The sequence below is a fragment of the Brevundimonas sp. EU05-FHT14B07 genome (genome assembly GCF_058790795.1).
The window spans coordinates 159582-183610 of sequence record NZ_JBYTCZ010000004.1 but is presented as its reverse complement, the minus strand read 5'-3'; the positions used below and the strand labels follow the sequence as shown (position 1 = coordinate 183610).

At 64.2% G+C, this 24029-nt stretch carries 31 protein-coding genes; 8 read left to right on the top strand and 23 right to left on the bottom strand.

Annotation, left to right across the window (positions count from 1 at the left end; translation table 11 throughout):
• Positions 1 to 1042: FecR domain-containing protein (locus tag AC3WRC_RS11365; RefSeq protein WP_492303931.1), on the bottom strand; the 1042-nt coding region annotated here is incomplete at its 3' end.
• 199 nt (positions 1043 to 1241) lie between these two features.
• Here AC3WRC_RS11365 and AC3WRC_RS11360 point away from each other — a divergent pair.
• Positions 1242 to 2768, top strand: a complete 1527-nt coding sequence (locus AC3WRC_RS11360; RefSeq protein ID WP_492303930.1) for a ShlB/FhaC/HecB family hemolysin secretion/activation protein — start codon at positions 1242 to 1244, stop codon at positions 2766 to 2768.
• Between the two features lie 705 nt (positions 2769 to 3473).
• Complete coding sequence (locus tag AC3WRC_RS11355) at positions 3474 to 3914, top strand: hypothetical protein (protein ID WP_492303929.1); 441 nt, start codon at positions 3474 to 3476, stop codon at positions 3912 to 3914.
• 7 nt (positions 3915 to 3921) lie between these two features.
• Here the strand turns inward: AC3WRC_RS11355 and AC3WRC_RS11350 are convergent, their stop codons facing one another.
• Entirely contained in the window at positions 3922 to 4782 is an 861-nt protein-coding gene (locus tag AC3WRC_RS11350) for a DNA adenine methylase (protein ID WP_492303928.1), read from the bottom strand.
• A gap of 171 nt (positions 4783 to 4953) precedes the next feature.
• Between AC3WRC_RS11350 and AC3WRC_RS11345 the strand changes: the two genes are divergently transcribed.
• From AC3WRC_RS11345 to AC3WRC_RS11335, 3 genes are all read left to right on the top strand, one after another.
• A complete protein-coding gene (locus AC3WRC_RS11345) occupies positions 4954 to 5223 on the top strand; it encodes a hypothetical protein (RefSeq protein WP_492303927.1) in 270 nt (89 codons plus the stop codon).
• Between the two features lie 289 nt (positions 5224 to 5512).
• Positions 5513 to 6016 carry a hypothetical protein gene (locus tag AC3WRC_RS11340; RefSeq protein ID WP_492303926.1) on the top strand — a complete coding sequence of 168 codons (504 nt, stop codon included), beginning with the start codon at positions 5513 to 5515 and terminating at the stop codon, positions 6014 to 6016.
• 155 nt (positions 6017 to 6171) lie between these two features.
• A complete protein-coding gene (locus tag AC3WRC_RS11335; protein ID WP_492303925.1) occupies positions 6172 to 6408 on the top strand; it encodes a hypothetical protein in 237 nt (78 codons plus the stop codon).
• Between the two features lie 538 nt (positions 6409 to 6946).
• Here the strand turns inward: AC3WRC_RS11335 and AC3WRC_RS11330 are convergent.
• The 3 genes from AC3WRC_RS11330 to AC3WRC_RS11320 are packed head-to-tail and all read right to left on the bottom strand — an operon-like array spanning position 6947 to position 8083.
• Positions 6947 to 7138, bottom strand: coding sequence for a hypothetical protein (locus tag AC3WRC_RS11330; RefSeq protein WP_492303924.1), 192 nt, complete (start codon positions 7136 to 7138; stop codon positions 6947 to 6949).
• Positions 7139 to 7166: 28 nt separating this feature from the next.
• Positions 7167 to 7574: a hypothetical protein gene (locus AC3WRC_RS11325; protein ID WP_492303923.1), complete on the bottom strand. Its 408-nt coding sequence runs from the start codon at positions 7572 to 7574 to the stop codon at positions 7167 to 7169.
• Positions 7571 to 8083 (bottom strand): TIGR02594 family protein, encoded by a 513-nt coding sequence (locus AC3WRC_RS11320; RefSeq protein WP_492303922.1) that lies wholly within the window; start codon positions 8081 to 8083, stop codon positions 7571 to 7573. Before AC3WRC_RS11320 ends, AC3WRC_RS11325 begins: the two co-directional genes overlap by 4 nt.
• A 184-nt stretch (positions 8084 to 8267) precedes the next feature.
• On the opposite strand from AC3WRC_RS11320, the gene AC3WRC_RS11315 reads away from it, so the two are divergent.
• The 3 genes from AC3WRC_RS11315 to AC3WRC_RS11305 all read left to right on the top strand — a co-directional run bounded on the left by AC3WRC_RS11315 (position 8268) and on the right by AC3WRC_RS11305 (position 10193).
• Positions 8268 to 8492: a hypothetical protein gene (locus AC3WRC_RS11315; protein WP_492303921.1), complete on the top strand. Its 225-nt coding sequence runs from the start codon at positions 8268 to 8270 to the stop codon at positions 8490 to 8492.
• 566 nt (positions 8493 to 9058) lie between these two features.
• Positions 9059 to 9241, top strand: a complete 183-nt coding sequence (locus tag AC3WRC_RS11310) for a hypothetical protein (protein ID WP_492303920.1) — start codon at positions 9059 to 9061, stop codon at positions 9239 to 9241.
• 451 nt (positions 9242 to 9692) lie between these two features.
• On the top strand, positions 9693 to 10193 hold the full coding sequence (locus AC3WRC_RS11305) for a hypothetical protein (RefSeq protein ID WP_492303919.1): 501 nt from the start codon (positions 9693 to 9695) through the stop codon (positions 10191 to 10193).
• A gap of 118 nt (positions 10194 to 10311) precedes the next feature.
• Here the strand turns inward: AC3WRC_RS11305 and AC3WRC_RS11300 are convergent, their stop codons facing one another.
• The 18 genes from AC3WRC_RS11300 to AC3WRC_RS11215 all read right to left on the bottom strand — a co-directional run.
• Positions 10312 to 10524 (bottom strand): hypothetical protein, encoded by a 213-nt coding sequence (locus AC3WRC_RS11300; RefSeq protein ID WP_492303918.1) that lies wholly within the window; start codon positions 10522 to 10524, stop codon positions 10312 to 10314.
• A gap of 130 nt (positions 10525 to 10654) precedes the next feature.
• Positions 10655 to 11473: a hypothetical protein gene (locus tag AC3WRC_RS11295; protein WP_492303917.1), complete on the bottom strand. Its 819-nt coding sequence runs from the start codon at positions 11471 to 11473 to the stop codon at positions 10655 to 10657.
• A gap of 276 nt (positions 11474 to 11749) precedes the next feature.
• Positions 11750 to 12265, bottom strand: coding sequence for a hypothetical protein (locus AC3WRC_RS11290; RefSeq protein WP_492303916.1), 516 nt, complete (start codon positions 12263 to 12265; stop codon positions 11750 to 11752).
• Complete coding sequence (locus AC3WRC_RS11285) at positions 12262 to 12603, bottom strand: hypothetical protein (RefSeq protein WP_161640718.1); 342 nt, start codon at positions 12601 to 12603, stop codon at positions 12262 to 12264. Before AC3WRC_RS11285 ends, AC3WRC_RS11290 begins: the two co-directional genes overlap by 4 nt.
• A 57-nt stretch (positions 12604 to 12660) precedes the next feature.
• The gene (locus AC3WRC_RS11280; protein ID WP_161640719.1) at positions 12661 to 12882 is read right to left on the bottom strand and encodes a hypothetical protein; all 222 of its coding nucleotides are present in this window, start codon (positions 12880 to 12882) and stop codon (positions 12661 to 12663) included.
• A gap of 24 nt (positions 12883 to 12906) precedes the next feature.
• Positions 12907 to 16146, bottom strand: coding sequence for a hypothetical protein (locus tag AC3WRC_RS11275; RefSeq protein ID WP_492303915.1), 3240 nt, complete (start codon positions 16144 to 16146; stop codon positions 12907 to 12909).
• On the bottom strand, positions 16147 to 16572 hold the full coding sequence (locus AC3WRC_RS11270) for a DUF6950 family protein (protein WP_492303914.1): 426 nt from the start codon (positions 16570 to 16572) through the stop codon (positions 16147 to 16149). It abuts the gene before it with no gap.
• Between the two features lie 8 nt (positions 16573 to 16580).
• Complete coding sequence (locus AC3WRC_RS11265) at positions 16581 to 17213, bottom strand: hypothetical protein (protein WP_492303913.1); 633 nt, start codon at positions 17211 to 17213, stop codon at positions 16581 to 16583.
• Positions 17213 to 17773: a hypothetical protein gene (locus tag AC3WRC_RS11260; RefSeq protein ID WP_492303912.1), complete on the bottom strand. Its 561-nt coding sequence runs from the start codon at positions 17771 to 17773 to the stop codon at positions 17213 to 17215. Before AC3WRC_RS11260 ends, AC3WRC_RS11265 begins: the two co-directional genes overlap by 1 nt.
• Before the next feature lie 14 nt (positions 17774 to 17787).
• Complete coding sequence (locus AC3WRC_RS11255) at positions 17788 to 20181, bottom strand: hypothetical protein (RefSeq protein ID WP_492303911.1); 2394 nt, start codon at positions 20179 to 20181, stop codon at positions 17788 to 17790.
• Positions 20147 to 20341 (bottom strand): hypothetical protein, encoded by a 195-nt coding sequence (locus AC3WRC_RS11250; RefSeq protein WP_492303910.1) that lies wholly within the window; start codon positions 20339 to 20341, stop codon positions 20147 to 20149. The genes AC3WRC_RS11255 and AC3WRC_RS11250 overlap by 35 nt, the downstream gene beginning before the upstream one ends.
• 164 nt (positions 20342 to 20505) lie before the next feature.
• Positions 20506 to 21012 carry a hypothetical protein gene (locus tag AC3WRC_RS11245; RefSeq protein WP_492303909.1) on the bottom strand — a complete coding sequence of 169 codons (507 nt, stop codon included), beginning with the start codon at positions 21010 to 21012 and terminating at the stop codon, positions 20506 to 20508.
• Positions 21009 to 21977: a phage tail tube protein gene (locus tag AC3WRC_RS11240; protein WP_492303908.1), complete on the bottom strand. Its 969-nt coding sequence runs from the start codon at positions 21975 to 21977 to the stop codon at positions 21009 to 21011. The genes AC3WRC_RS11245 and AC3WRC_RS11240 overlap by 4 nt, the downstream gene beginning before the upstream one ends.
• A gap of 3 nt (positions 21978 to 21980) precedes the next feature.
• Positions 21981 to 22184 carry a hypothetical protein gene (locus AC3WRC_RS11235; protein WP_295242377.1) on the bottom strand — a complete coding sequence of 68 codons (204 nt, stop codon included), beginning with the start codon at positions 22182 to 22184 and terminating at the stop codon, positions 21981 to 21983.
• 12 nt (positions 22185 to 22196) lie between these two features.
• The gene (locus AC3WRC_RS11230; protein WP_492303907.1) at positions 22197 to 22661 is read right to left on the bottom strand and encodes a hypothetical protein; all 465 of its coding nucleotides are present in this window, start codon (positions 22659 to 22661) and stop codon (positions 22197 to 22199) included.
• Positions 22654 to 23376 (bottom strand): DUF6441 family protein, encoded by a 723-nt coding sequence (locus AC3WRC_RS11225; protein WP_492303906.1) that lies wholly within the window; start codon positions 23374 to 23376, stop codon positions 22654 to 22656. The genes AC3WRC_RS11230 and AC3WRC_RS11225 overlap by 8 nt, the downstream gene beginning before the upstream one ends.
• Positions 23373 to 23690 (bottom strand): head-tail joining protein, encoded by a 318-nt coding sequence (locus tag AC3WRC_RS11220; protein WP_492303905.1) that lies wholly within the window; start codon positions 23688 to 23690, stop codon positions 23373 to 23375. The genes AC3WRC_RS11225 and AC3WRC_RS11220 overlap by 4 nt, the downstream gene beginning before the upstream one ends.
• Before the next feature lie 6 nt (positions 23691 to 23696).
• Positions 23697 to 24029 (bottom strand): hypothetical protein (locus tag AC3WRC_RS11215; RefSeq protein ID WP_492303904.1); only part of this gene is annotated, 333 nt, incomplete at its 5' end.

Here is a 24029-nt window from a genome sequence, read left to right as displayed (position 1 = left end):
TGCCCGGACCGCCGTTGCCGCCCCCGTTGCCAGGATTGCCGGGGTTGCCAGAGTTACCGCCGTTGCCGCCACCGTTGCCGGAACCGCCATCGCCACCCCCGTTGCCGGGGTTGCCGGGGTTGCCCGAACTGCCGTTGCCAGCGCCGCCGTTGGCGACCCCGCCGCCCGGACTGCCCGGATTGCCGTTGCCTGTTCCAACCGACCCATTGGCGCCCGAACCGGTCGCTACAGGCGGGGCCGATCCGTTGCCGCCTTGGGCAGAGCTTGCTCCGCTACCGGTGGATGTCGCCGCAGAATTCCCAGAGGAGGTGCTGGCCGTCTGGGCCGATGTTGTCGCCGTAACGGCTATAGGACTGCTGGATGTCGCGGTCGTCCCGCTCGTGGCCGCTGGCGCCGTCGCAGGCGGGTTCTGGACTAGGCCATCGGTCAAAGTCTCGTAGTCAAGGCTTGGCGCCGCGACCGGCGCCGCTTCGATCGGAACCGATGCAACGGGTGTGGAAACCTCGACGCTGGTCGGTTGCTGGCGCGGAACCAGGGCGGTGGCGCCCGCCGCCACGTCGCTGACGGCGTTGCCGTTGTTGGCGCGGACTTCGACCAGACCTTCGGCGACATGCACGCGGTCGCCCATGGGATCGACGGTGACCGTAAATTTCGTCCCCTTCACCACGGCGGCAAGCAGGGGCGTTTCCACGCGGAAGTGCGGTTGCCGCTGCCGATCGACCTGGAAAAGGGCCGAGCCGAGGTCCTGCAAAACCCGTGTCATGCCGCCGACTTCGGGCGCCAGTGTGGTGCGACTGTTCGGCCCTACCACGACCCTCTGCTGACCGTTCGTGATCATCGCGCGGCCGTTTCCGCCTGTCGTGACGCTGGTTCCCGTCGGTAATACCTGCCCAACCGAGCCGTTGGCAGCGGGCCGCGCCGGTATGGCCACGCGAACAACGCCCGCGACTTCCCTGATGCGCCATTCATCCGCCAGAGCCTGGGTCGGGTAGCGCACGAAGAAGAAGAGGACCGCGAAGAATATTGCGTATCGATTGGCCAACACAGGCTCCACACATTCTGTTTGATGTTCTGGATATCAGGACGTGCCTGCCAAGCCCTTAACTGGCGATATTAACACGATTTTTAATCCAAACGCCGTAAGTGGCCTCCTGTGTCTGGAGAACAGCGTGCGTCATATTTTTTCGACTTCATGGTTAAGAACAATCACTGTCCTTTGGGGGATGGCGGCGGTGCTGACCATGGCTGTCGCGGGACCGGTTCGCGCGGACGCTGAGCCGGCCTCGACGCCGGACGCCGGATGCGCCGGATGTCTGATCCTGACCAGCATGCTGATCCAGGGGGTGAGCGCCTATCCGCTCGCCGATCTCGCCGAAACCTATGACCAGCAGTTGGCGCGGCGCGTCTCGGTGGATGATCTGGTGCAGTCGGCCAATGCGATCACAGCCCGTTATCGCAACGACGGATATTTTCTGACCCGCGCCGTCGTCGCCGAGACCGACCCCGCCATCGGCGCCGCCCGCATCGTCGTGTTCGAGGGCTATATCTCGGAACTGAAACTGACCGGCGATGGCGCACGCGCCGTCGAACCGATCCTGAAGCCTTTGGTGAACCAGCGCCCCCTGACCGTCGGCGAACTGGATCGCCGCCTCTCCCTGGCGTCCGACGTGCCCGGGGTCAAACTGACCAGCCGCATTGAGCCGATCATCGGCGACCCGGCGCAACACCGCCTGGTGGTCGAGACGGAAATGACCTCGGGCAGCGCCGGCGTGTATGCCGACAATCGCGGTTCCGAAACCCAGGGTCCGTGGCAAGTCTACCTGTCCGGCGCCCGCAACTCGACATTCATAGCCGGCGACCAGATCACATTGGGCGTGCTGACGGTGCCGGATCGTCCTGACGAACTCACCTATATCGATGCGTCCTACTCTGTCGTCGCGCCCGGAGGCGGCCGCATCCGCTTTGGCGTATCGGGCTATGAGACGGATGCGCCGCTTCAGAACGCATCGGGCTGGGTCGGGGGGAGCAGCCGCATGGCCTCGGTCACGCTCTCGCATCCTTTGGTCCGTTCGCGCGACAAGAACCTCTGGCTCAATGCGGGACTGGATGTCCGTCGCGTCGAGCAAAACTACGTCGCCACGGGTCGCGCCGACGAGACCCTGACCGTGGCACGGGTATCTATGGCGGGACAGCGGCGTTACAGTCCCGGCTGGATGGCCGGCTCGGTTCAGCTGTCAAAAGGGATCGACGCCTTTGGCGCCACGACCGAGCGTTCGCCGCTGAATACGCGCTACGACGCGACGGGCGAGTTCTTCAAGGTCAACGCCCAGGTCAGCGCCTATCGCGATCTCAGCAAGTATGTCGGCGTCTATGTCGAGGCCTCAGGCCAATGGTCGGACGACGCCTTGCTCAGCTCCGAAGAGTTCTTCGTCGGCGGCCCGACCTACGGCCGGGCGTATGACTATGGCGAAGCCAGCGGCGACAAGGCCGTCGCCGGGATGATTGAGGCGCGGGTCGGATATGATCCCAAGGGCGACCTTATCACCTTCGCTCAGGCTTTCGCCTTCTTCGACACCGCCAAGGTGTGGAACAAGACGCCTGGTCGCGACTGGTCCGAACAGCTGACGTCTGCCGGCGTCGGTTCACGCATCACCTTCGACCGCAAGGCCACCCTGCGCATCGAGTTCGCCAAACCCCTGTCCCGTGCGCCCTACAACCAACCTGACAAAGGCTGGCGCACCTTCGTGTCGTTGTCGAAACAGTTCTAGGCGCGCGTAAAAGCCCTCGCGATGCGCTGCGACGTATCGCGAGGCGGCGAACGGCCTGCCAAATCGGCGAAGCGTTTGAAGTCTCATTATTTGGAAGAAGTGGCGCACCCGGAGCGATTCGAACGCCCGACCCTCAGATTCGTAGTCTGGGAAAAATGCTCACATTTTCAATCAGTCCATGACATCTCTTTGTAACCGCATCTTGTGTGTCTCCATACAAACGGCTCCAATCACACTATGGCCAAAAGCTTGGGTCCGCCGTCCGAAGAACTATGCCGCCTGTGCTGGCGCGAAGCCGAGCTTCAGAACAGCCACATAATCCCGGCGTTTGTATTCAGAGATCTCAAAGCGAATGGCGCGACGGGTTACCTACGCTTCTCCGAAACACCAAACAAACGCATCCAAGATGGCATCAAGCTGAAGTGGCTTTGCCACTCTTGTGAACAGCGATTTTCAGCCTGGGAGCGACGGTTCGCTAACGATGTAGTGGGCCCTTGGAGTGACGGTCGAAACATCACCCGTTACTCCGACTGGCTGTTAAAGTTCTGCGTCTCAGTCTCGTGGCGCACTCTCGTATATGCTTACGGTCGAAATCCTGACGCTGTTTACGATTTGGCGGACAGAGAAAGGGTCGTGAGGACGGAATCGATCTGGCGCGAGTTCCTCCTAGGCAAGCGGCCCCATCCTGGAGCACACGAGCAACACTTGATGATTTGGGATTTGGCGGGAGACACCTCAATCCCCGACCTGCCGACGAACTTCAACCGCTTCATCATGAACTCAGTCATGCTGGATATAGTGGGCGGAAACGGAGCCACCTACGCTTGGTCGAAACTCGGTCGCTTCCAGATATTCGGGACGATCGACCACGGGCCCTACAAGTGGGAGGGCACCAAAGTGCACGTGAGAGATGGCGTTCTTCGGCCCGGCCGATTTGTCGTGCCCAGCAACTTGCTCGACCTTTATCGGGAGAAAGCTCAGTTGGCCGCAGATGCTTCGGCCGCCATCTCCGATCAACAATTCGCCAAGATCGAAGCGTCAATGTTGCAGGACATGGATCGTACATCCGCGTCGCGGTCGTTCCTGGCCATGCAGGCAGATGCCGAAATGTTTGGGTTCGATGCAATCGTCCGGAAGCCAAGGTGAACGCGCGTCAAAAGAGCATGGCCTGTGGAGCGGCCGGGGCAAGTTCGACGCCCTTGGCGATCAGCAGCTCGGCCGCGCCAGGCGCATTCCCGCCTTGGATGGAATAGACCGTCTTCACAGCCTCGACGTCGGTCCAGGCGAACATCTCGCGGATCTCCGGCCGGTCGTTGATCGACAGCAGGAACCGCCCCTCGATCGTCCGCAGCTTGTCGGCCATCCGCTGAAAATCGTCGCGCGAAAACATGCCGGCGCCGTAGTCGCCCTCACCGCCCCAATACGGCGGGTCCAGATAGAACAGGCTTCCGGCGCGGTCGTAGCGGCTGATGAAGGCCAGCCAGTCCAGGTTCTCGATTACGACCCCGGCCATCCGGTCATGCAGCTGGCGCATGCGCGGCTCGATCTTCGTCAGGTCGAAGTTGTGGGGGCTGGTCGGACTGACGCCATAGGACCGCCCGGCGACCTTGCCCCCGAAGCCCAGCGTCTGGAGATAAAGGAATCGGGCCGCCCGTTCGATGTCCAACAGATCGCCATCGGGCGTCTCGCGGATCCGCTCAAACTCCGCCCGCGCCGCCGGCCGCCACGCCAGTTCGCGGATCAGGGCGTCGGGGAAGCGCTGGGCGACGCGGAACAGGGTCACGACGTCGCCGCTCAGGTCGTTGATCACCTCGACGGCCGGGCGAACCCGCCGACGTAGGAACACGCCGCCCATGCCGATGAACGGCTCGCAATAGGCGTCATGAGGCGTGGCGGCCAGCACGCCGCAGATCCGGCGAGCCAGATGTCGTTTGCCGCCCAGCCACGCGGTCGGCGGTTCGCACGGCGCGACAGGGCGCTGATCAACGACGAGAACATTACGAGAACAATTCATTTGCGGAGTCGCCTTTTGCACGAGTAGGAGTCCCCGGCTCGCGTGAGCGGGAGCGGCGATCAGCCGGACGGCCGATCGGTCCTGGTCGTGCGGGGTAAGGCCCGCAGATCGACGCGCTGCAACGCGCCGATCCCGCCCCGGACGGGGGCGAAATGAAGGAGGAGGAAGGGCATGCCGATCGACAAACCGGGTTCGTCACGACCGATGCCGCTGTCAGAGCTGATGCGATTGGAGGCCGAGCTGGCCGCGCACGGCGTGCGCAATCCGCCGCCCCATCCCAGCCTGCCGGCGACGCCGGGGCCGGGGTCGAACGTCGCCTATGTTTCCAAGGAAGAGAACGACCGTCTGGTCAGCGCCGCCTTGGCGCTGGGCATGGGCCAGTTCGCCAAGATGACGGCGGACGAAACCCATAGGCTCGCAGCGCGCCTCTCGCGCCGATGAGTCGTGGGCTACAAAAAGCCGGAAATTCGCGGGCTGGCCCATCACCTCAGCGTGGCGCCGCACATGACCGTTTCTCAAATGCGGCGGGACGGCTGGCACGTCTGCGCTCGTTGTCCGCGCTGCCACCTCGACTGCTGGGTGGACCTGTCGGTCGTCATTCGGCTGTCAGGCCAGAACGTAAAGCTGTGGAATGCGCGAACCCGATGCCGGCGCTACGGCTGCACCGGCAAGATGATCTTTCTTTGCACCCCGCCTGGCGAGGCGCTAGGCGCCTTCTGGGCTTTGGCTGATGACCGGAGATCATCTTCAGGCCGCCCCTGACAGCGCCTTCCCGATGCTGTTCGGGCTTTCGCACAGGCCCCTGGTCCAACTGCCCGAGCGCGGAGCTGGGATTTTGCAGAGGTGCACGACCTGCGAGCATGAGGTCTGGTTCGGCGGTCGGGACCTATGTCGCCTCTTCCCGAACTGGCTGACCAAGGATGTTTGGCTGTGGGCCAAGGCGATGAAATGCGAGAACTGCCCCAGTGTTCGACAGACCTTCGCCGCCAAGAAGGACGAAGCTGCTCAAGGTTTCAGCAAGGGCCCGGGCGACCCGACTGAAGCCCAGTATGTGCGCCGTCTGATGACCTGGCTGCAGGAGGGAGGCCGTCGGATCGACGATGTCGCCTACTTGGTGAGGGATGTCGATGCCCCGACGCTTAGGGAGGCGGGATTTCCTGACGACGTCGTCGCCCTGTTCGCCGGAGGAACATGCAGCTCCGACCACTTCCATCCCACCGACCAAACGACCTAAGGCATGGGGTCGCGCGCACAGAAAACGGCAAAGGCCGCCACCCCGAAGGATGACGGCCCCAGATCGCGCAACACATGAAACCAGTCATCGCAAACGGTCTCGACTCCACAATCGCGTAACGCCGTGTCAGGTTCCGATCCAGGAGGATTGAAGCCATGGCGACACGGAAGACCCTCATCAAATCCCGCGCAGGCGTCCGCCTTCAGCGCATAGAGCACTTGGCCCGGCAGCAAGTCGTTCAGTCGTCTTGGCGGCTTTCCACGATGCGCCAGAACCAGCCGCGCACCTTTGCTGACGAAGTGGAGGCGGAAGACGCGTTCGACATGGAGGTGATCGCATCGCTGCTGGATCCCATCGTCATCGACATGCAACGGCGCGGATTGATCGACTGACGCCGTCAGCGCACCTAGAGCACGACCTCCACAGAAACCCCTTCAGATGCCCGAGCCGTCATGAAAGCTACGCCATTCTCTCATTCTCGCGCTGCACGCTGGCGCTTGGGACTCTGGCTGAGTCTGGGCGCTCTTCTCGCCGCCCCGCTAATCGCTATGCAGTTCACATCCGAGGTTGCATGGACCGTCTTTGACTTCGCCGCGATGGCGGTGCTGCTTATCGTCGCCGGCTTGGGAGTTGAGCTTTTTCTTTCGAAGATTTGGACGCCACGGACACGTTTGCTTGCCTGTCTTGGTATCTTAGGCGCGGTGATTCTGGTTTGGATCGAAGGCGCCGTCGGGATCCTTCACTGAAAGTCCGCGAGTAGACCCATGTTGGGGAGGTCCCGCGCACAGTGCGGCCAAACCCGACCTTACCAAATGTTATGGTGACCTTGTTCATGCGATGACACGATGATCATCGCATGAACCTTCTAGGCGTGTTTCTCAGAGGTGCTGACAGCTTGTTGAAGCTCATAACACGCCGCGAGCGCTTCCTTTAGCCGGGCGCACGGGCCAGCCACTCCAGCCGCCGTCCCTTCTCCAGCTTCAACCACTCGTCGATCAGCCGCCGCTCCGCGATCAGGGTCTCCACGGCCAGCGCGCGGGCGGCGTCGCAGCTGACCACCTGGGCGCCGCGCTGCATATAGGTCGCGTCGAGATCGGCGGCTGTTGGATGATCTGGCAGCACAGCCAGCGCGCAGGGCCGGGTCGCCGCATCAGGGAGCGCCAGGCGCGGCGGGGCAACCTGCCGGGGCGATGTCGCACAGGCGGCGGTCATGATCGCGAAGGCGAGCGGCGCGATCGGCCGCGAGAGGATCGGTCGCATCAGGGGCGCTCCGGGCTTGGGTGATGGATTCGGCGGTGACGGCTTCGACGCGGACGCGGATGTCGCCATAGGCTTCCGTGCGTCGGACCTGCTCAGCGTTGCCTTGGGCTTCCAAGCCGCGCGCCGAGGCGTCGCTCTCCGCGTGATCGGCCCGCGCTTCCGCCCGATCCAGACGCGCCTCGGCCGACCACGGCAGCCAGGCCCACAGATTGTTCCAGCCCCAGGCGATCAGGGCGATGGCCATCAACACGGCGATGCCGGCGATCAACCAGCCCAGCGGCGTGAGGGTGCGGGTCATGCCTCATTCACCGTCACGGGCACCCCGGCGGCGTTGAGGCGGATCACTTGAACCGCCGGCAGCGCCACGCCGGCCGGCCAGCGCATGCCGCCCTTGGCCAGCCGATCCTTGGCGATGCGCGTGATCGAGACGGCGTTGCCTTGATTGCCGCCCAGGACGTGGAAGTGGGTCGCGTCCTCGCCGATATAGAAGCCGACGTGACCGCCGCCCGTGCGCGTGAAGACCAGAACGCAGCCCAGACGCGGCCCGACCAGCTCACGGCCCCACGTCGCCCAGGACGAGGCGCGAACGGCGATCGCTGGCGACGCCAGTCCGGCAATCATCATGCACATGGCGACGAAGGTGCCGCACCAGGCGGTCTCGTCGTCGACGACCTTGATGCCCAGCACCTTGGCGCCGAGCTTCTGGATCCAGCCCATGATGATCGGGCTATGTTTGGGTCCGACGATTTCACGCACGCCGATTTGCTGGCGGGCAAACGCCAGCCAGGCAGGCTCTTTCGAGGCCATGGTCAATCTCCAGCTGTTAGGGATTGCGCGCTTAAGCTGCGTCGCATAGCGTAGGGGTTGAGCCTTGCGGCTCGCTCTAGCGGGGAGCTAAGGCCGGCGGTTCCGCAAATGCCCCGGCCTGTCCTGTAGGGTCAACTTCACCATGGAGCCCGCAATGGGCTGTTTAGATTGTTCCGCTACTGCCTTGAAACTTCAGCAAGTCGATGACGCTGAAGACACGGCCGACATAATTGACGAGGCGGTCGCGCGAGCTTTGGTCCAAACGCCCAGCAGCGCAAAAGAGTGCGTCGCACTGATTGATCTGGTTATCCACGGTTTGATCGTGGAGCATCGCGCACGAACCGACAGTGCCGACATTATCGGATTACGGGCCATTCGTGCGTTTATCGCCAGCATTGGCGGCGTGTGATGGCCATTCAAAGAAGTGCCCGCCGCCGCTGACGCGGCAACTTGGCGCCAATACGCTCGGGCAAACGCGGCCAGGGGGAGTAAGGTTGGAACTACCGCTTCAAAGGGCGGAGCGCTCCATGGGGTGGCTACGCCGGCACCGCCCCACCAGGCTACGCAGGGACTTCTGACAGGCCCAACCTTACCACCATATTCAGTCCCAGCCTCCGATTAAGCCTCTTCGTCGGCCAACCCGAGTAGTGAGTTCCGCCTAATCATTACAGCGACCGGCAGGCTAAGGGTCTGGCTGCAGCAACCCCTGAAAGAAAATAATCACGGGTTGATAAGTTGCGCAACCCGAGACTTTATCGCCGTAGTCGGGTTCTTGGTTTTAGGCTCTACTAGCGGCCATGAGGGGCGACCGGAATAGTGATCCAGGACGGCTATTCATCGCCGCCTTTGTCATCGTCTTGCTGGCCAACGTTGTGGCGGCGGTATGGGGCTTAGCTCGCGCGATCTGGCATTGATGCGAGCAACTTTCTTTACGGCAGCGCTCGAACCGGTCAGCGTGCACGCAGTTTGGAGAAAATGCCGTTTGCCGCCCGTGCCTTGAGAGACGAAGCCCGCCGCTATCGAGAGCTAAAGCGGGCGATCAACTGCCCGCGCACGCTCGCTTTGCTGAACCAGATGGCGACCGATCTTGAGGACAAGGCGGAAGTGATCGAGACGAATGCCGCGCGACCGGGACGCACTGACAACAGCGGGCGATAAGGGGTAAGTCGAACAGGTCGCAGCTCGTGCTGGACTGCGGCAGGCGGTTCGGCCGATGGCGACATCGGTCGGGCCGCCACCCAAGCTGTCGATTCGACACGCTGGACCGGCGAAGCTAAGACGCGGCGTGTATCGTTTCTTAACCATCGATATCACCGGCCATCGGGCGCGGATCGAAACGATCGCCGCCGATGACGATGACGCTATTCGGCAGGCGAACTCTATTTTGAGAGCGACCTGTCGCTGGCGTCGCTTGACGTGCAGACGCCGTCCGGCGCGGTTATTCGGGGCTTCGTGAAACCGCCCTAGGAGATCTAGGCGTCTGACGGATCAACTGATCACACAGACTTTTGCGTGAAACGGCTGGGTGCCGCAGGTCTGCTTTCAGCGCCGATGTCTATGGCTGAAATCGACCCATAGGACACATTAGCAACCGGTGTTACGGTGAAATATGGTTTTCACTATCGCCTTAACCCTTGCGGTTGCGACCGGTGCAGTGGGCGGATTTGATACGCCACATCGTGAAATCATCGGCCCCAAGACTCTTTGCTTTAAATACAGCAGCCTTCAACTCGTAGAGGGCGAGCGCGTCGCCGACGTCCGTGTCGGGCTGGAAGGCATGGGTATCGAGGTAGAGGGACCTCAGGGGCGTTACAGTGTCCAGGAAAGCGAGATATTCGCCAGACCCGCGACGCTGGGCAGGCGCGTAAACCGCAATGAAGGCACAAACTATTATCGCAGCGGCAACCCCGTGAGCTACGCGATCGCAGGACGCACAAGCTATTCGCCAGATAGGGATACGTTGGTGGTGCGGATGTCTGGCCCGGCTCTCGCTGGCCGAACGACAGACGCTGAGATTTATCGCCGCGTAACTGTCGCCGATCCTGCGTCGCTACGTTGCGACAACCGCTACCTTTACGGCTGGAACATAGCGCTCGGACTAAGCGATTGAACGTCGGTTGCCGATCCCTAGCTGAAGCGCGGATTATCCGCTTTCCGGCGCGGAAGTCGGCGTCCGCTTTCGACGGTGAAGCTCACGACTGGAATCGACCCATTGCGGACGTTGGCAGCTAGTTGAGAACTTCACTCCACGACAGCGTGGGCACCCCCCAAAGGTCGAGGCACATCGCCTTCGCGGTCTCCACGTCCTGCTCCCAATAGTCCCACTCTGGATAGGGACTATCCTCGCGCTCAAACGCAAAGCAGGCCACGCCGCCGTCATCGATCTCCAAAACGGTCTTGGCGAAGCCCTTGTCGTTCGTAACTGAGATGAACCTCTTCATCTGGAAACAATATCCGTGGGGATGTCAGCTAACCACCCATCTCAGACATTTAGATTGTCCGCTTTCGGGTGTATTCCGAACGCAAATAGGGGACCCGAAGGCCCCCTATCGCCATCCCAAGTTCTGGAGATCAGAAGGCTTGGATGTTGACGGACAGCTGGCCTTCATAGGCGCCGGCGAGCAGCGACTTGGACGGAACGGGGATGTTCACGTTCAGGGCCATGGCCGACTTCCAGGCGCCGTGGCTGGCGCTGGTGGAGTTGGCGTTGGCGGCCAGGTTGATGTAGTTGCCGTTGGTCGCGGCGGCCGTGGAGCCGACAGCGCCGGCGGTGTAGGTGCCGGTGACCGAATAAGGCAGCTCGGCCTGGAAGACGTTGGAATCGTAACCGGCGCCCGAGTTGTTCACCAGGCCGCGGATGTCGTTCTTGGACACGGTGACGGTGTTCGACGTGTTGCAGCCGGCCAGGTTGGTGTCGATGGTGACGTTGGCCGGAGCGGTCATGTCAAAGGCGTTGGCCGGGCCGGTGTCGTCCGAGGCGTAGATGCCGATGGTGCCGAAGTCGATCGTGGTCGAGGCGTTGCCGGTATAGTAGGCGCAGTCCGTCGACACAGCGCCCTTCAGGGTGAAGGTCGCGCCGTCGTTGTTCGAAGCCGTGCCGTTGTTCGCGGCCGAGCTGCCGGCGATCACAACCATCGAAACGTTCTGGTTGACGTTCTGATGAACGCCAGCAGCTTGCAAGGCGGGCAGATAGAAGGCCGAGATCGGGTCCGTGGTTTCGTTCACTGTGGCACCAGCAACCAACTGAAGATTGCCGTAGCCGGGCACGTTGATCGACGGGCCGTTCGTCACGCCCGCTGTGGCGGACGCGTGATAGACAGTGCCAGCCATGGCCGGAGCTGCGACGAGCGCCAGCGCCGCGACGCCGGCCATCAAAGAAGCAAGTTTCATAGTCATCTCTCCAAGCGAATAGTTCGCCATTGTTGAATCAGCGGTCGCTTGGTTTCCCAGCTCCCCCCCGTCTTTTCGGAAAGGGCTAAGCCCATCCCGATAACCTGGGCTCTCCAAAAGCCGTGCCGTCCCGAAAGGATACGAATCAGCGACTTGGCTAACGCGGGTTAACCATGCGGCTCTATGCGGCGCACGGCGTTCGCGCAACGCGGGTCTTGGCGATTGAAGCTTGGCAAGTGCCGAAATGGCACACCAGATCTGCGCAAACCCGGTTCGTCAGCTGAAGAGGCCATTAAACCAGATCGTCAGGGCGGCGGCGGCGATGATCACGAGCGAGAAACAGATGACGGTGATGCGCAGGCCGTGATGCGGCTGATCTGACACCGGCCGGTCGAGCAGGCCTGCCGGCGGCAGCTTCATCGCCGCCTGGGCTGCCCAATCCTCGCGGCGGATCAGGGTGAACAGGCGGATCGCCATGACGCTCCATGGCGGCGGGCTGCGATCTCGCTGCACGAAGTCTAAGACGATAAGGGCGAAGGCCAGCGAACAGAGCGCGCCCAGCGGCAGCAAGGGCGACATATGCTCGACGCGGACCAGCCGCCCCGGAAACACAGTCGTCGCCCCCCGCACCATCAGGAAGATCGCGATCAGCAAGACGACGGAGCGCAGGAACAGGCTGCCCGAGATCCGCGTGTGATAGGTCGGCCCGAGTAGTCGGAACACGACCGTCATCACTCCACCTGCCGACAGGAACAGCATCCCTGTCAGAACGACCCATGCGTGATGCGTCATGACGACGCCTCCTTGCTTTCCACGGCCGCCCGAAGGCCGGCCTTGATGATGCGCCCCACCAGATTGAAGAAGCCGCGCGGATCGTTGGCGGCCATCCAGCCGATCGCCAGCGCCACGACGCGGAAGTCCAGCACCTTGACCAGGGCGACGATCGACGGCGTCGCCGCCTCGGCCGCCACCGGGCCGGCGAAGACGCCGATGCCGAGGGACAGCCAGGCTCGCACCCGCGCCTCGCGCGTCGCGCCCTTGGACCCATAGGCTGGGATCATGCCGAGGCCGCCCGCGATCAGGCCGCCGCACAGCCCCCAGAACAGGGGCAGGTCACGCGGGTCGAACATCCGCCCCTCCGATAGTCAGGCCGTGTTGGAACAGCCGTTGGGCGGCTTGGGTGGCGGTCAGGCGTCTGCGGTCGGCAGAGGGTCAGGATGCAGGGCGGGGCCGTGGATCTGCGCGTGGGTCAAAACCCGGTCCAAGGGCGCGGTCAGGCCGTCCCGATAAAGGTCCGGGTCCGCCTTGGCCTCGGTCAGAATGGCCGCGATCTCGCGCAGCTTGGCGCCGACCGCCAAGGACACGGCTTCACGCGCAGCGTAGTTTTGTTCCAGCTTGTTGGTCGCCATTCTAATCGATCCTATTGATGGTGGTCAGCCGTTTGGAGCGGCCTGGAACTGGACCCGGCCGCCGATCGTGGCGCTCTCGCCAGGCTGGGTGCTGCGCATCCACACCTGATAGCGGACGGCGCCGGTGCGGCTTCCCTGAGCGACGACGTAGGCTGACGGGTCGCCCGAGGTAGAGTTGAACGCCTTGGTGCCCAGCACAGCGGCCCCCGAGCCGTCCTGCGCCAGCTCGCGCAGCTGCATCTCGCCGTAGAAGTCGGTGACGCCCGATCCGCTCGGGACGAATAAGAAGGTGCCGACGTCGAAGTCCGCCGCGACGACAACGCCATTCGGACCAGCCGAGATGCCGCCCATGTCGTATTGCGCCATCAAGGTCCAGGACGTGGTGACGGAACGATCCGTGACCGACACGAGGGCCTGGCGGGCGCCGCCGGTGACGTTGTCGAAGACATACGGAGCCGTGGTCATGCGGCCATTCAGGCCGTTTCCAGTCGTCATTGCGCCGAGACCGATGCTCGCCGGTCCCCACCACTCAAGAAGGTTTCCGGTGGCGCCGAAGGGAGCGCCGAAAGCAAGGACGCGGACATTGGAGCCGACCGTCGTCTGAAGCGTGTCGGTCGCGTCGTGGAAGACGGTGTTTGAGCCCCAATAAATGTAGGGCGCCTCGAAGGCGATATAGCTACCCAGGGCGGACGACACCCAGCGTCCGCGTGCCGGCTTGGCGCCATCCGCAGCAGCGACGATCTCGACACGCGCAAGCGCTTGCTGGGCTTCGAGATCGAACACCAGCGTCTTGATAATCGACGCCTCGGCCTGAAGCACGTTCGCCGAATAGTCGTCGGTGAAATCGGTCGCAACCTCGCCGAAGTTGACCTTGATCGCCCAGACCGGCAGCACGCCGCCAGACGGGGGGACGGCGAGCAGGCGGAAACCCGTCGTTCCGGCCGGCGCAACAGAGGACGCTGACGAGCGGCGGCGCTCGGCCTTCTCGTCGAGCGTATTGTCCACCCGCACGCCTTCGACCGCGCCAGAGGGCGTGATGTATTGCAGGCGGACGTGACCGCCCCCGACTGGTGAGGCGTTGTAGCCCAGGCCGTGCTTCTGGCCCGGCGAGGCGGGATAGACCTGCGATACCATGTAGTCGCCGACCACGAAGATGCGCCCCACCTCCTGGTCGTTGATCAGCTGGACATTCGGGCCGCCTTCCTTGACCCAGCCACGGATCGAGGACGAACCGGCCGGGTCTGCCGCGCCGGACGGATTGTCGATCAGATTGGCGGCCTGGTTGGAACGGGCCGTCAGGGTGTCGATCTGCTCCTGCCGGATCACCGTCTCGCTGGCCTGCAGGTCCGCGAGTGCGTCGATGTCCGCGCGCTGCTCCAGGATCGTCGGGGCATTGGGGCCAGGGTCGAGCACCGGCGCTGTGTAGGGTCCGTAGACGTGGCGCTCGGAGTAGTTCTGGTTCCGCTGATACTGGATCGCGACGTAGTAGGTCGCGCCGGATTGCAGGCCGTCGATCGGTATATTCGTGACGGTCGGCGGGCCCTGATAGGCCTGCGTCCATGGGCCGGTTGCGGTCGGGCCGGTCTCGACGATGATCGCGGTCGCCGTGTCGTTGGAAACGCCGCCACCCAGGTCGAAGCCGGGAAGCTGGCCGCCGCCGGGTGCAGGAGGGCGCGGGGTGATCGTCCAGTCCCCGGCGCCGGGCGGGCTGACGAATGTGGGATCGACCGGCGTCAGAACCTGCGGCGTCGGCGGGGTTGGGCTCTGGCCTAGCGCGAAGGGATATTTGGCGTCTGTTTCGCTGACGAACGACACCCGAACTATGCCCGTCGCGGGGTCGTAGTCGGTGTTGAGGCACAGGCATTTTAGGCCGTTCAGGACGAATCCTGCCTCGGTGATCGTGAAGGCGTCGCCCGGCCGGATGCGTTGCAGGTGCGGTTTCAGCGGGATCACCCCCGCGATGCCCTCGCGCGTGTTGGCGATTTGCAGCGCCGCGAGCTGTGCGGCCTGAACTGCGCTGGTCACATAGGGATAGTCGATCCCGCTCGGGCGAACGCCGCCGTCTTCGTCGCGATAGGCCTGGGCGGTGACCTCCTGGTCGAGCGCCGTCATCTGCCAGCGATGCGGCTCGCTCCAGAACCGGGGACGCAGGGTATTGATCCGGTCGATACGGCTCGCAGCCGTGTCGATCTCCAGCGGCCCGGCCGTGTCATAGGCTGAGACCGTGACGATGCTGGTGCGGGGCGCCGCGCGCTGGATGCAGCTGATCTTGCCGGCGCGCTGGGCGTAAATGGCGCCGCCCGCTTGCAGGAAGCCCGTCAGCACCTGGTGCTTGTCGTCGTCCGTCGTGGGATAGGCCGCGCAGGTCCAATCGTTGATGTCGGCGATGTTCGCGGCCGCGACGAAGGCCGGGACATCGATGCCCGACAGCTTCGCGCCGATCCCGCCGACCTGATAATCGACCTGCGGCGCGCCCTTGCCGGTCGGGCCTTCCCAAAGCCCCAGCGCCCACTTCAGCGCCCACAGGATCGGGTTGGCGGAATAGGTCCAGGTCGAAGGGTTCGAAAGCAGGTGCGAGCCCGAGCCGCCCGGATAGGTGCTGTCGAGGCGCGGGTCATACACCTTCAGCCCGCGCAGGGTGATCAGAGGCTTGATCTCACCCGTCGGGAAGGCGGTCCCCTTCGAGTTCTCGCCCATGACGATCATGTAGCAAGCCTTGCCCGACAGCTTGTGCGCCGAGGTCCAGCCGGGAAGGGTCGCGCCGTTCTTCAGCCCAGTGGGCGAGGTAAGGGCGGTGTCGGGCTGCGTGCCGAGCTTGTTCTTGTACCAGAGCTCGCCGGCGTACTGGCTGCTGATCGCCTTGCCTGAGCCGTCGAACGCTACTGTCTCATCGTCGGCCATGAAGCCTTCGAAGCCGTCGATCGGCCCGGCGCCCGAGATCACTGACGGGATGCCGTAATACATCAGATCGGGACCGAAGGTCTTTCTGTAGACGGCCGAGCCGGGAACGCCGACGCGGCCGGCGGCGAAGGGGATCGGCCCGTCGGGGTCGAGCGTCCATTCGAAGGTCCGGCCTGCCACCCCGACTTGGGGCTGAAAGATCGACATGGCCGCCGAGATGGCGACGTTCATCAGGACGTTGCCCGCGATGCTGGTCAGGGTCGCACCGATTCCGGCCGATGCAGCAGCGCCGGCGCTCGCAGCGGCAGCGGCAGGCGCGGCGGCGGCGACGGCGGACGCGGCGGCGGGCAGGAGGAACGGCATTCAGACCCTCCAGGCGCAAATGAACAGATGAGGGATCATCGGCTCGATCAGGCCCGAGGCGGGGTTCAGGCCCAGCACCCGGCCATTATCCAACGCCACGGCGAGCGAGCAGCCGAAGCCGTCTCCATCCTCCGACGGCATGGCGATGATGTCGCCAGGCAGGGCGGCCGCCGGCGGCACACGCTCCAGGTCGGTCGCATCCATCAGGGCGATCAAGTCCTTGAAGCCGAGGCGACGGATGTATTTGAGGGCGCCGGCAAAGGTCTTGTGGCGCGTGCCGTTCAGCAGTTTCGCTGATCGGCCCATCTTGCCCATCGCGTGCGCCGCCAGCTTGCCGCAGTCGCGCTTGCCCGGCTGGACGGCCTTGAACGCAAAGCGGTCCATGCAGGCCTGCGTCGCAGCCTGGCGCTTCATCATGGGGTGCATGGATCGCCCTACTTGGAGAGAGGCACGAAGGTGTTGAGCAGGCGCTTGAACAGGCCGGGGTTCTCCGGCCGGCTGCGCCACTCGTTCTTGCGGGCGACGCCGTCGACATAGGCCAGGCCCATTTCGCCCGGCCATATCCGCTGATGCGTCGCGTGGTTCAGGCGCCAGTCCGCGTTCGGCTCCAGCTGGCGTTCGGCCTGGGTGCCGCACTCCAGCGACAGCAGCCAGCTATCGCCGACCTGAAACCGGGGCTTGTCGATCTCGCCGTCAAACTTCAGCTCCGGCGCGCCGATCAGCAGGCCGGTTGTCTGGTCAACAGCGCCCTCCCACCACTGAACCCGCGTGCCTTGCGTCGACGGAGCGGCGAGGGCGGCGGCGGCGACGTCCGAGACCGGCAGGATGCCGATGTCGATCCGCGTCGTCTGAGCCTCTGAGCCGTCCTTGATCGATCCGACCGTGTCGAGAGAGCCATAGACCGGGTGATGTCCGAGGTAGGCCTCCGGACCATCGCCCTCGCCGGCGTCGAAGACGACGAACCCGCCATCGGTCAGACAGATGGCGCCGCCTACCATATCTAACCGCACCAGCGTCGCCTTGACGAAGGCGGGCTGCTGATAGGCGGCGATCAGGTTCGCGTCCATCAGCGCTCCCTCACCGTGAATGAAACCTCGACGTTATGGTTGGCTATGATCGTCAGGTCGGAAACGTCGCGCGGAAAGCCCTCAATCATCGGCTGCTCGACCTCGACGATATCATTGTCGGATGGAGGGAAGCGCAGCATGGTCTGCAGCAGCACATTCGCCTGGCCGTTCTCCAGTACGAGGGCGGCGCCGGCAGCGCGGTAGAGGAACCGGCGACCCTGCGTGACGATCGACAGGAACTGACCCTTTCGGATCACATAACCGGGCGTCATGCCTTTGAGCGCGACGATACGCCCTGATTGGCCCGACGTGTTTACCCGAGGCGCGCCTGGCGCACCGATCACCACGCCGGGCTGATAGACCGCCATCACGACAGTCTGCCCTTCGGTCATCAGGTCAGACCAGTCGAGGGCGTCGACGTAGTCCATCTCGCCCATATCGAAGGTGATCTCGTATCGAGATCCCTTACGCAGCAGTTCCTGTTCACCATCGCCGAAGGCCGGCGTCAGCTGGTTTTTCGCAGAGAGCAGGCGCACCGACATCGAGGCCGGCGGGGCCATGGGCAAGACTGCGCTCATCGGCGACGCCCCAGCGCGTAGCGATCAGACCGCACCAGGTCTGAAGGCACCGTCTTCCGAGAGGCGTTGAAGCTGGAAACCCCTGCTGAAGCCGACATCTCCTCCATGTTCTGCAGCAGGTCGGACGTCATGACGGCCCCCCGGTTATCGAACTTCAGCGTCTGGTGGACGATCGGCACACCAGCCGAGCGCGAGGATCCGCCGCTCGTTTCGGCCATGGTTTCGCGCAACATCCGCGCCGTCTCGACGGCGCTGGTGACGTGCCCGGATCCGCCGATCATGAACAGTTCGGGCCGGCCATGCTCCACAGTGTGATAGAAGCGCCCGGCCTCGGCCCCACCGCCGGCCGCGCGCCCGCCGCCGAAGAATGACTTGGCGACGTTGAAAGCCGACGAGATCCAGCTTCCAGCGCCGCCGTCCGCGCTGCCCCCTCCGGACCTCGCGCTGCTGAACAGGTTGAAGAGCTGGTCCAAGGCGCCGTCCAGCAGCCGTTCCTTCAGCCGGTCGCCGATGTATTCGCCGATCCGGCCCTCGCGGATCGCCTCGGTGACCTCGCGCCCGTAGGACTTGAACTGCGCCCGCAGTCGCTCGTCTTCCTGATGGTTCAGAACGTTGATTTCGCCCTGCTGACGGCGCTGGAGATTGTAGAGCGACGCGCGCTCTTCTTCCGTCACCACGCCATCGGCCTCAGCGGCGACCTTGCGCGCCTTGCGTTCCAGTTCGTGCTCTAGGGCCATGATCTGTTTGGCGATCTCGAACCGCTGGCGGGTCGTTTTCGCCAGCCCGTCCTGGATGTTCAGCAGCGCGATCGCATCGTCCGCAACGACGGTCTCGGCCTGCAGCTGCTTGGCGGCCAGCTCCCGACGCTGGGTCTGGATGATCTCGCGATCCTTTAGCCGGTCGGTTTCTTGATCGAGCGTTTCGAGCTGCTGCAGTTGAACCTTCGCGGCCTCTGTCAGGGCGCCGGTTCGCTGAAGCTCAGCCTTCAGCGCTTCCCGCTTCGTGTCTCTTTCCTGCTGATCCAGCGCCAGCAATGATTTGGCCAGCTGCGCGCGATCTTCGGGGGTGTCGCCGGACCAGCGCTCGCGCGTGGCGTCGCGGCGCGCGGTCATCATGTCGCGACGCAAGTTCTCGGCCGCGCGTTCGGCTTCGCGCTTACGCCTTTCGGCCTCCCGCTCGGCCTGGCGCGCCGCCGACGCGGCCGAGGAGCCGCCACCGCCGCCACTTCGCGCAGTGTGGCCCCTTGTTTCAAAGTCACCCTTCGGAGCGATAGCGAAGGCGGCGACACCTCGGGCCACTTCGTCCGTGTTGAAGACGCCCGGCACATTAGGATTGTCGCCGCTACCCGCGAGATGGCCATAGACACGGCCTAGGGCAAACTCACCCGCACGCTGAATGACACCCGTTCCCGGTATGGCGCGACCGATCGCCATGAACGCTTGCGCCCAGCCTGGAGCACGAGCCTCAATCTTCGAGAACTCAGCCGCCATGCCTGCCAGTTCTGCGGCGACATCAGCGAAGATGTCGGCCAGGGGCGCGACGGCGGTGTCCCGCACGATGCGCATCTGCTGTCCAGCACGCTCGAGCTTCCGATCTGCCTCATCAAGTCTTGCGTTTGTTTCTTTATCGATCACCAAACCGAGATCGCTTGAAGCCTGCATCAGTTGCTCGATCTCATCACGGGTCATGCGGATCACAGGTAGGGCCTCCTCGGCGCCTAGCTGACGAGCGAGCGAAACCTGTTTGCTCCGATCCGAAACCCGGCCCAGCGTGTCCGAAAGCAGAAGCAGCATCTCGTCGGCGGTTTGAACGTTTCGCAGCTGCTCCTTTGTGATGCCGAGCTCCTCGAAGACCGGCTTCAGCTTGGCATCTCCCAAGCCCATCTTGAACTTGCCGAGAGTACCGTTCAGCTTTTCCATCACGCCTTCCAGCGTGCCAGTGTCTACGCCAGCCTCGTCGGCGACGTAGCGCCACTGCTGCAGGGCCTCGACGCCGATGCCAATCCGATCCGCCGTGTCGGTCAGGTCGGCCGCGTTCTTCATTGCCTCAAAGGCCCCCTGGGTGGCGATCGCCAGCGCGCCCAGCGCCGCCGCCGCCGCCATGCCGGCAAAGCCAAACGCACCCAGGGCGACGCCGGCGGATCCTGCGCGGCTGGTCAGGCCGTCGAAGCCCTGTTTCACCTCGCCAGCGCCCAGCGACAGGGCGCGGATCGCCGGATTGGCCGACTTCTCGCCCAAAGCGATCTCGGCCCACATTTTCTTGCCGCTGTCGCCGACCTCGTTGAACGTGCGCCTAACGACCTCGCCGCCAGACACATAAAGGCGAACGCCGACGCCGCCGCGTCCTGCTGTTGCATCAGTCATCGTCGGGCTCGTCCTCGGCATGCGCACGCCGTGCGCGCGGTTCCGTCTTCTCTCGTCGCTTTTCGGCGACGCCGGCCGCCTTCAGGGCCGCCGGCTCGAACGCATCCAGCAGGGTCTCGATGATCCACCCCGGCACATGATTGAGGCGGGCATGGACGGCTTGTCGGTCGATCCGGCGGGGCGTCATGCCGCCGCCCGTCCAGGCGCCGGGGCGCTGAACCGCGTCCCAGATCTCGGCGCCCTCGGCCGTTCGGCACGCATGCTCAAAACGGGGACACCGGCGGCCCTCGATCGCAACGCCTTGGCTGCAGGGCGCGGCGATCTTCTGGCAACTGAAGCAGTGGTCGGGGCCTACGCCGTCGTCCCTGGCGCCGAAGAGCCATTCGGCGAGGCCCCGAAGGGCTCCCCCTCGACGATCAACAGCACCGCCGCCTCCGTCAGCACGGCCATGATTTGGTCGCTGAGCTTCTCGTCCAGGAACAGCGACCGGAGCACGTCCCGGCTGATGGGAGCGGGCGCGCCGTCGTCGAGCGTGAACCCGATCCAGCTCGAGACCCCGACCAGGGCGCACTCGACAGCCGTCAGCCAGGCCGAGATCCCGATCAGATAGTCGGCGTATGCGCCCGGATCATCGTCACGCATCCGCTTCCAGCCCCGGACGCCCCCCTCTGGCAACAGGTCGTGCTCGACTAGAAGGGGGAGCAGCTCAGCATCATTCTGCAGAACGGCTTGGGCGGCGGCGCGTGCGCTGTGCCACTCGGGACTGCGGAGCCGGCGAACGGTGACAGACGCGCCCGTGTAGAGGCCGCGCAGCGACTTCGTCACCGGATCCTTTTTGAGGGCGACGCGGATGCTCATGTGTAGGCCGCCACGTCGTTCGTGATGATGATCTGCGCCGCCGCCGCAGCCGCCGTCTGATAGGGCGACCAGTTGATGGTGCGCTCCATCTGGCCGGGTCCGCTGATCGGAATGGCGCTGGGCGCCAGCAGAGCTTGCGGGTGGCGCAGGCGGATCAGGTGCCCGGCTCGGACGCCCAGCATGCGGAAGGTCGCCGCAAAGGTGTCTTCCTCCTCGTCCATCTGATCGAAGACCGCGCCGATCGCACGGAACGAGGCCGAGCCGGAATGTTGGGTCGCATTCGGTCGCAGGCTGGACACCGTCGGCGTGGCGCTAAGAAAGATGCCCTCCTGAAGCTGGCGGCTAAAGCTGAACGACCCCGTCAGCATGTTGCCGGCGGCGACGTCGTCGACTTCGAACAGGGCACGCAGGATGGGCGCCTCGGTCGGAACGGCGGTGACATCGCCAACGGGGAAGGTGGTCAGCTTCTTTCGGCGCAGGCCGGCCAAGCTGATGTTCAGGTTGAAGTCCTGGGTGTTTTCGCCCGTGAACTGGGTCGAGAGCTGCGACATCGTCAGGCCCTCATAGACCCGGATGTCGTTGTCGCCGACCTTGATGGCCAGGTCGAAATACTGCTCCGCCTTGGAGCCGCTTTCGAAGGTGTGATCGAACAGCTCGCCATTGGCGACAGCCGCCGAGGGCGGTCCCATGGCGGCGCGCAGCAATAGCGGCAGCTGACGCGTATCGGCGTCGACGACCAGCTCGCCGGTCAGGCGGAAGAAGCCCTTACGCGGCCGCGTCGGATCCAGCACATTCTTGCGGATGCCGGGATTGCCCAACTTAGTCCGCTCGCGCCATTCCTGCGCGGGCGTGATCGTCAGGGACAGGAACTCGAAGTTCTGCCAGACGGTCGGCGCCGTCTCCAGGTTCGCGCGGCGGCCGATGCGGGTTTCGCAGTCGCCGCCATACCAGACGTCAGCGGGCATGGATCAGTCCTCCTGGGCGTCGGTGACGCCGGCGATGGCCAGGTCGCGCTCGGTCGCGCGGCGGCCCTTGTCGTTGGAAATCGCGCCGTCGACGGCGCTGGCGTTGACCTGATGCAGGCCGGCCTCTGAGGTGACGATCCAGACCAGCTTGGGCTTGGGGCCGGGCTTGTTCGGCGCGTCGGTTTCGGTGTCGGTTTCCGTGGTCATGTCAGGCTCCGGTCAAGGGGTGCGGCCCAGCGCGTCGCCCGAGCGGACGCGGATGGTGAAGGTAATGAAGAAGCTCACGCCATTCGGCGGCAGCTCGTCGTCGGTCTGCTCGCCAAGGATCAGCCGTTCGGCCGTACCGGACAGGGTGGGATTGGCGTCCTGCAACACTGCCAACGCCGCTAATGCGTCCTCGACGCGGTTGTCGCGTCGCAGACGCTCAGGGCCGGCGATAGCGAGTTCGAGCTGACACTGGCGTTCGACGACATAGCGAACCGCCGGTCCGCCCATGAGCTGACGAACCGGGTTCGTCCTGACCTTCACCAAGGCCGCCGCTTGGATCAGTGTTCGCTCGTCGCCGGTCGGGGTGAAGGGCGCCGATGGGTCGATCTTGAGGTCTGAAGTCACGTTGATGAAGCCAGCCGATAGGAGGGCGTCCGCGACGTCCGACGCCAGCTGCTGATAGGCGGGTTCAATCATTGCTCGGTCCCGTCAGAAGGGCCTGGCTGCCGGGTTGTTCGAAGTAGCGGACGAACAGTCTGTCGATGGCGCCGGCGGCGTTTCTCTGTGCGCGCTCGCGAATGACATTGCCGCGCAGCATCCGTGGCAGGCGGGCTTCCTTGACCAGGTAGAAGACGACAATGGTGGTCAGGCCGTTCCCCGTGCGCAAAGCGGTGGCGCTGGCCTTGCGGAAGCTGCCGGGCCGTGAGGCGCTGGATCTCGCCTCGGCCACCAGCAGGGAGGCCTGACCTTGGCGGTAGATCAGCCTCAGCTTTCCGAATCTGGCCTCGGCGATGGCCAGCGTATTGTTGCGCTGCCCGCTACGCCCGCCAGGCCGAGGCACGCGGCCGCTCGGCCACACGTCGGGATTTGGGATCAGCAGGAAGTGCCCGTTCGGCGATCGGACCGTGGTCGCCTGCTCGAATGCACGCTGCAGGATGGGGAAGGTGGAATAGACCTGGGCGGCGGGGTTCAGCCCCCGGTTCTTGTATTTGCGTACACGGATGGTCTTCGTCATCCGCGCGGCGTTGCGTAGGCCAGATTGAGCGACATCCTGCCGCCACTTCGTCTGCGTGTCGCCGGCATAGTCGAAGAGCGCGGACTGGATGGCGCCCTCGACCCGCTTCAGACCAGCGTCCATCTCCTTGTCGAAGTCGCCAACGAGCGCCGCCTTCAGCTGCGCAAGAGTGGTCACCCCGGCATCACCTCGACCGCCCACCAACGGCCATCGCCATCCGCCGTGGGTGCCTCAGCAACTTCCCAGAGGTCCACGCCGTGGCGGAAGAAGTGCCCCTCCTTCAACGTCGGACAGGCGGCCTTGGCGACCCTGATCGACGGACGCGTGCGAGTGAAGGAGATCGCCTGCAACCGATCCGCCGGCGTCGGATGATCTAGTTGGATCCGGACACCGACGAAGGCGGCGCCATCGACCGAATACAAGGCGTCGTCGCACAAATGCTCTTCAATGGCATCATCGATGCCGTCGAGGAGATCCGAGAAGCCGGCCACGATGGATCAGCCGATGCGAGCCGAGCCAAGCCGCGTCGCGGCACGCTCAACTTCTTCAACCGAACCGAAGCGGATCTTGCCGGAGCGCTCTAGGGCAAACGCGCGTCGCTTGGGCACGGAAACAGCCATGCCCCTGCGCAGACGTTCGCCGCCGGCGCCCAGCAGCTTGGAGGTCGACAGGATCGCGTCAACGCGTTCTTCCTCGCCGCCATCGGCAGGCGGACCACGCCGTGCACGAGGGGGCTTTGCCGCCTTATCGGCCGCCGCCTTATCGGCCGCCGCCTTATCGGCCGCCGCCTTATCGGCCGCCGCCTTATCGGCCGCCGCCTTATCGGCCGC

Excerpts from the sequence above, each read along its gene's own strand:
- AC3WRC_RS11360 (WP_492303930.1), top strand. The coding sequence starts at position 1,242 with ATGGCTGTCGCGGGACCGGTTCGCGCGGACGCTGAGCCGGCCTCGACG.
- AC3WRC_RS11350 (WP_492303928.1), bottom strand. The coding sequence starts at position 4,782 with ATGAATTGTTCTCGTAATGTTCTCGTCGTTGATCAGCGCCCTGTCGCG.
- AC3WRC_RS11345 (WP_492303927.1), top strand. The coding sequence starts at position 4,954 with ATGCCGATCGACAAACCGGGTTCGTCACGACCGATGCCGCTGTCAGAG.
- AC3WRC_RS11340 (WP_492303926.1), top strand. The coding sequence starts at position 5,513 with ATGACCGGAGATCATCTTCAGGCCGCCCCTGACAGCGCCTTCCCGATG.
- AC3WRC_RS11335 (WP_492303925.1), top strand. The coding sequence starts at position 6,172 with ATGGCGACACGGAAGACCCTCATCAAATCCCGCGCAGGCGTCCGCCTT.
- AC3WRC_RS11325 (WP_492303923.1), bottom strand. The coding sequence starts at position 7,574 with ATGACCCGCACCCTCACGCCGCTGGGCTGGTTGATCGCCGGCATCGCC.
- AC3WRC_RS11320 (WP_492303922.1), bottom strand. The coding sequence starts at position 8,083 with ATGGCCTCGAAAGAGCCTGCCTGGCTGGCGTTTGCCCGCCAGCAAATC.
- AC3WRC_RS11310 (WP_492303920.1), top strand. The coding sequence starts at position 9,059 with ATGCCGTTTGCCGCCCGTGCCTTGAGAGACGAAGCCCGCCGCTATCGA.
- AC3WRC_RS11305 (WP_492303919.1), top strand. The coding sequence starts at position 9,693 with ATGGTTTTCACTATCGCCTTAACCCTTGCGGTTGCGACCGGTGCAGTG.
- AC3WRC_RS11300 (WP_492303918.1), bottom strand. The coding sequence starts at position 10,524 with ATGAAGAGGTTCATCTCAGTTACGAACGACAAGGGCTTCGCCAAGACC.
- AC3WRC_RS11295 (WP_492303917.1), bottom strand. The coding sequence starts at position 11,473 with ATGAAACTTGCTTCTTTGATGGCCGGCGTCGCGGCGCTGGCGCTCGTC.
- AC3WRC_RS11290 (WP_492303916.1), bottom strand. The coding sequence starts at position 12,265 with ATGACGCATCACGCATGGGTCGTTCTGACAGGGATGCTGTTCCTGTCG.
- AC3WRC_RS11285 (WP_161640718.1), bottom strand. The coding sequence starts at position 12,603 with ATGTTCGACCCGCGTGACCTGCCCCTGTTCTGGGGGCTGTGCGGCGGC.
- AC3WRC_RS11280 (WP_161640719.1), bottom strand. The coding sequence starts at position 12,882 with ATGGCGACCAACAAGCTGGAACAAAACTACGCTGCGCGTGAAGCCGTG.
- AC3WRC_RS11275 (WP_492303915.1), bottom strand. The coding sequence starts at position 16,146 with ATGCCGTTCCTCCTGCCCGCCGCCGCGTCCGCCGTCGCCGCCGCCGCG.
- AC3WRC_RS11270 (WP_492303914.1), bottom strand. The coding sequence starts at position 16,572 with ATGCACCCCATGATGAAGCGCCAGGCTGCGACGCAGGCCTGCATGGAC.
- AC3WRC_RS11265 (WP_492303913.1), bottom strand. The coding sequence starts at position 17,213 with ATGGACGCGAACCTGATCGCCGCCTATCAGCAGCCCGCCTTCGTCAAG.
- AC3WRC_RS11260 (WP_492303912.1), bottom strand. The coding sequence starts at position 17,773 with ATGGCCCCGCCGGCCTCGATGTCGGTGCGCCTGCTCTCTGCGAAAAAC.
- AC3WRC_RS11250 (WP_492303910.1), bottom strand. The coding sequence starts at position 20,341 with ATGACGCCCCGCCGGATCGACCGACAAGCCGTCCATGCCCGCCTCAAT.
- AC3WRC_RS11245 (WP_492303909.1), bottom strand. The coding sequence starts at position 21,012 with ATGAGCATCCGCGTCGCCCTCAAAAAGGATCCGGTGACGAAGTCGCTG.
- AC3WRC_RS11240 (WP_492303908.1), bottom strand. The coding sequence starts at position 21,977 with ATGCCCGCTGACGTCTGGTATGGCGGCGACTGCGAAACCCGCATCGGC.
- AC3WRC_RS11235 (WP_295242377.1), bottom strand. The coding sequence starts at position 22,184 with ATGACCACGGAAACCGACACCGAAACCGACGCGCCGAACAAGCCCGGC.
- AC3WRC_RS11230 (WP_492303907.1), bottom strand. The coding sequence starts at position 22,661 with ATGATTGAACCCGCCTATCAGCAGCTGGCGTCGGACGTCGCGGACGCC.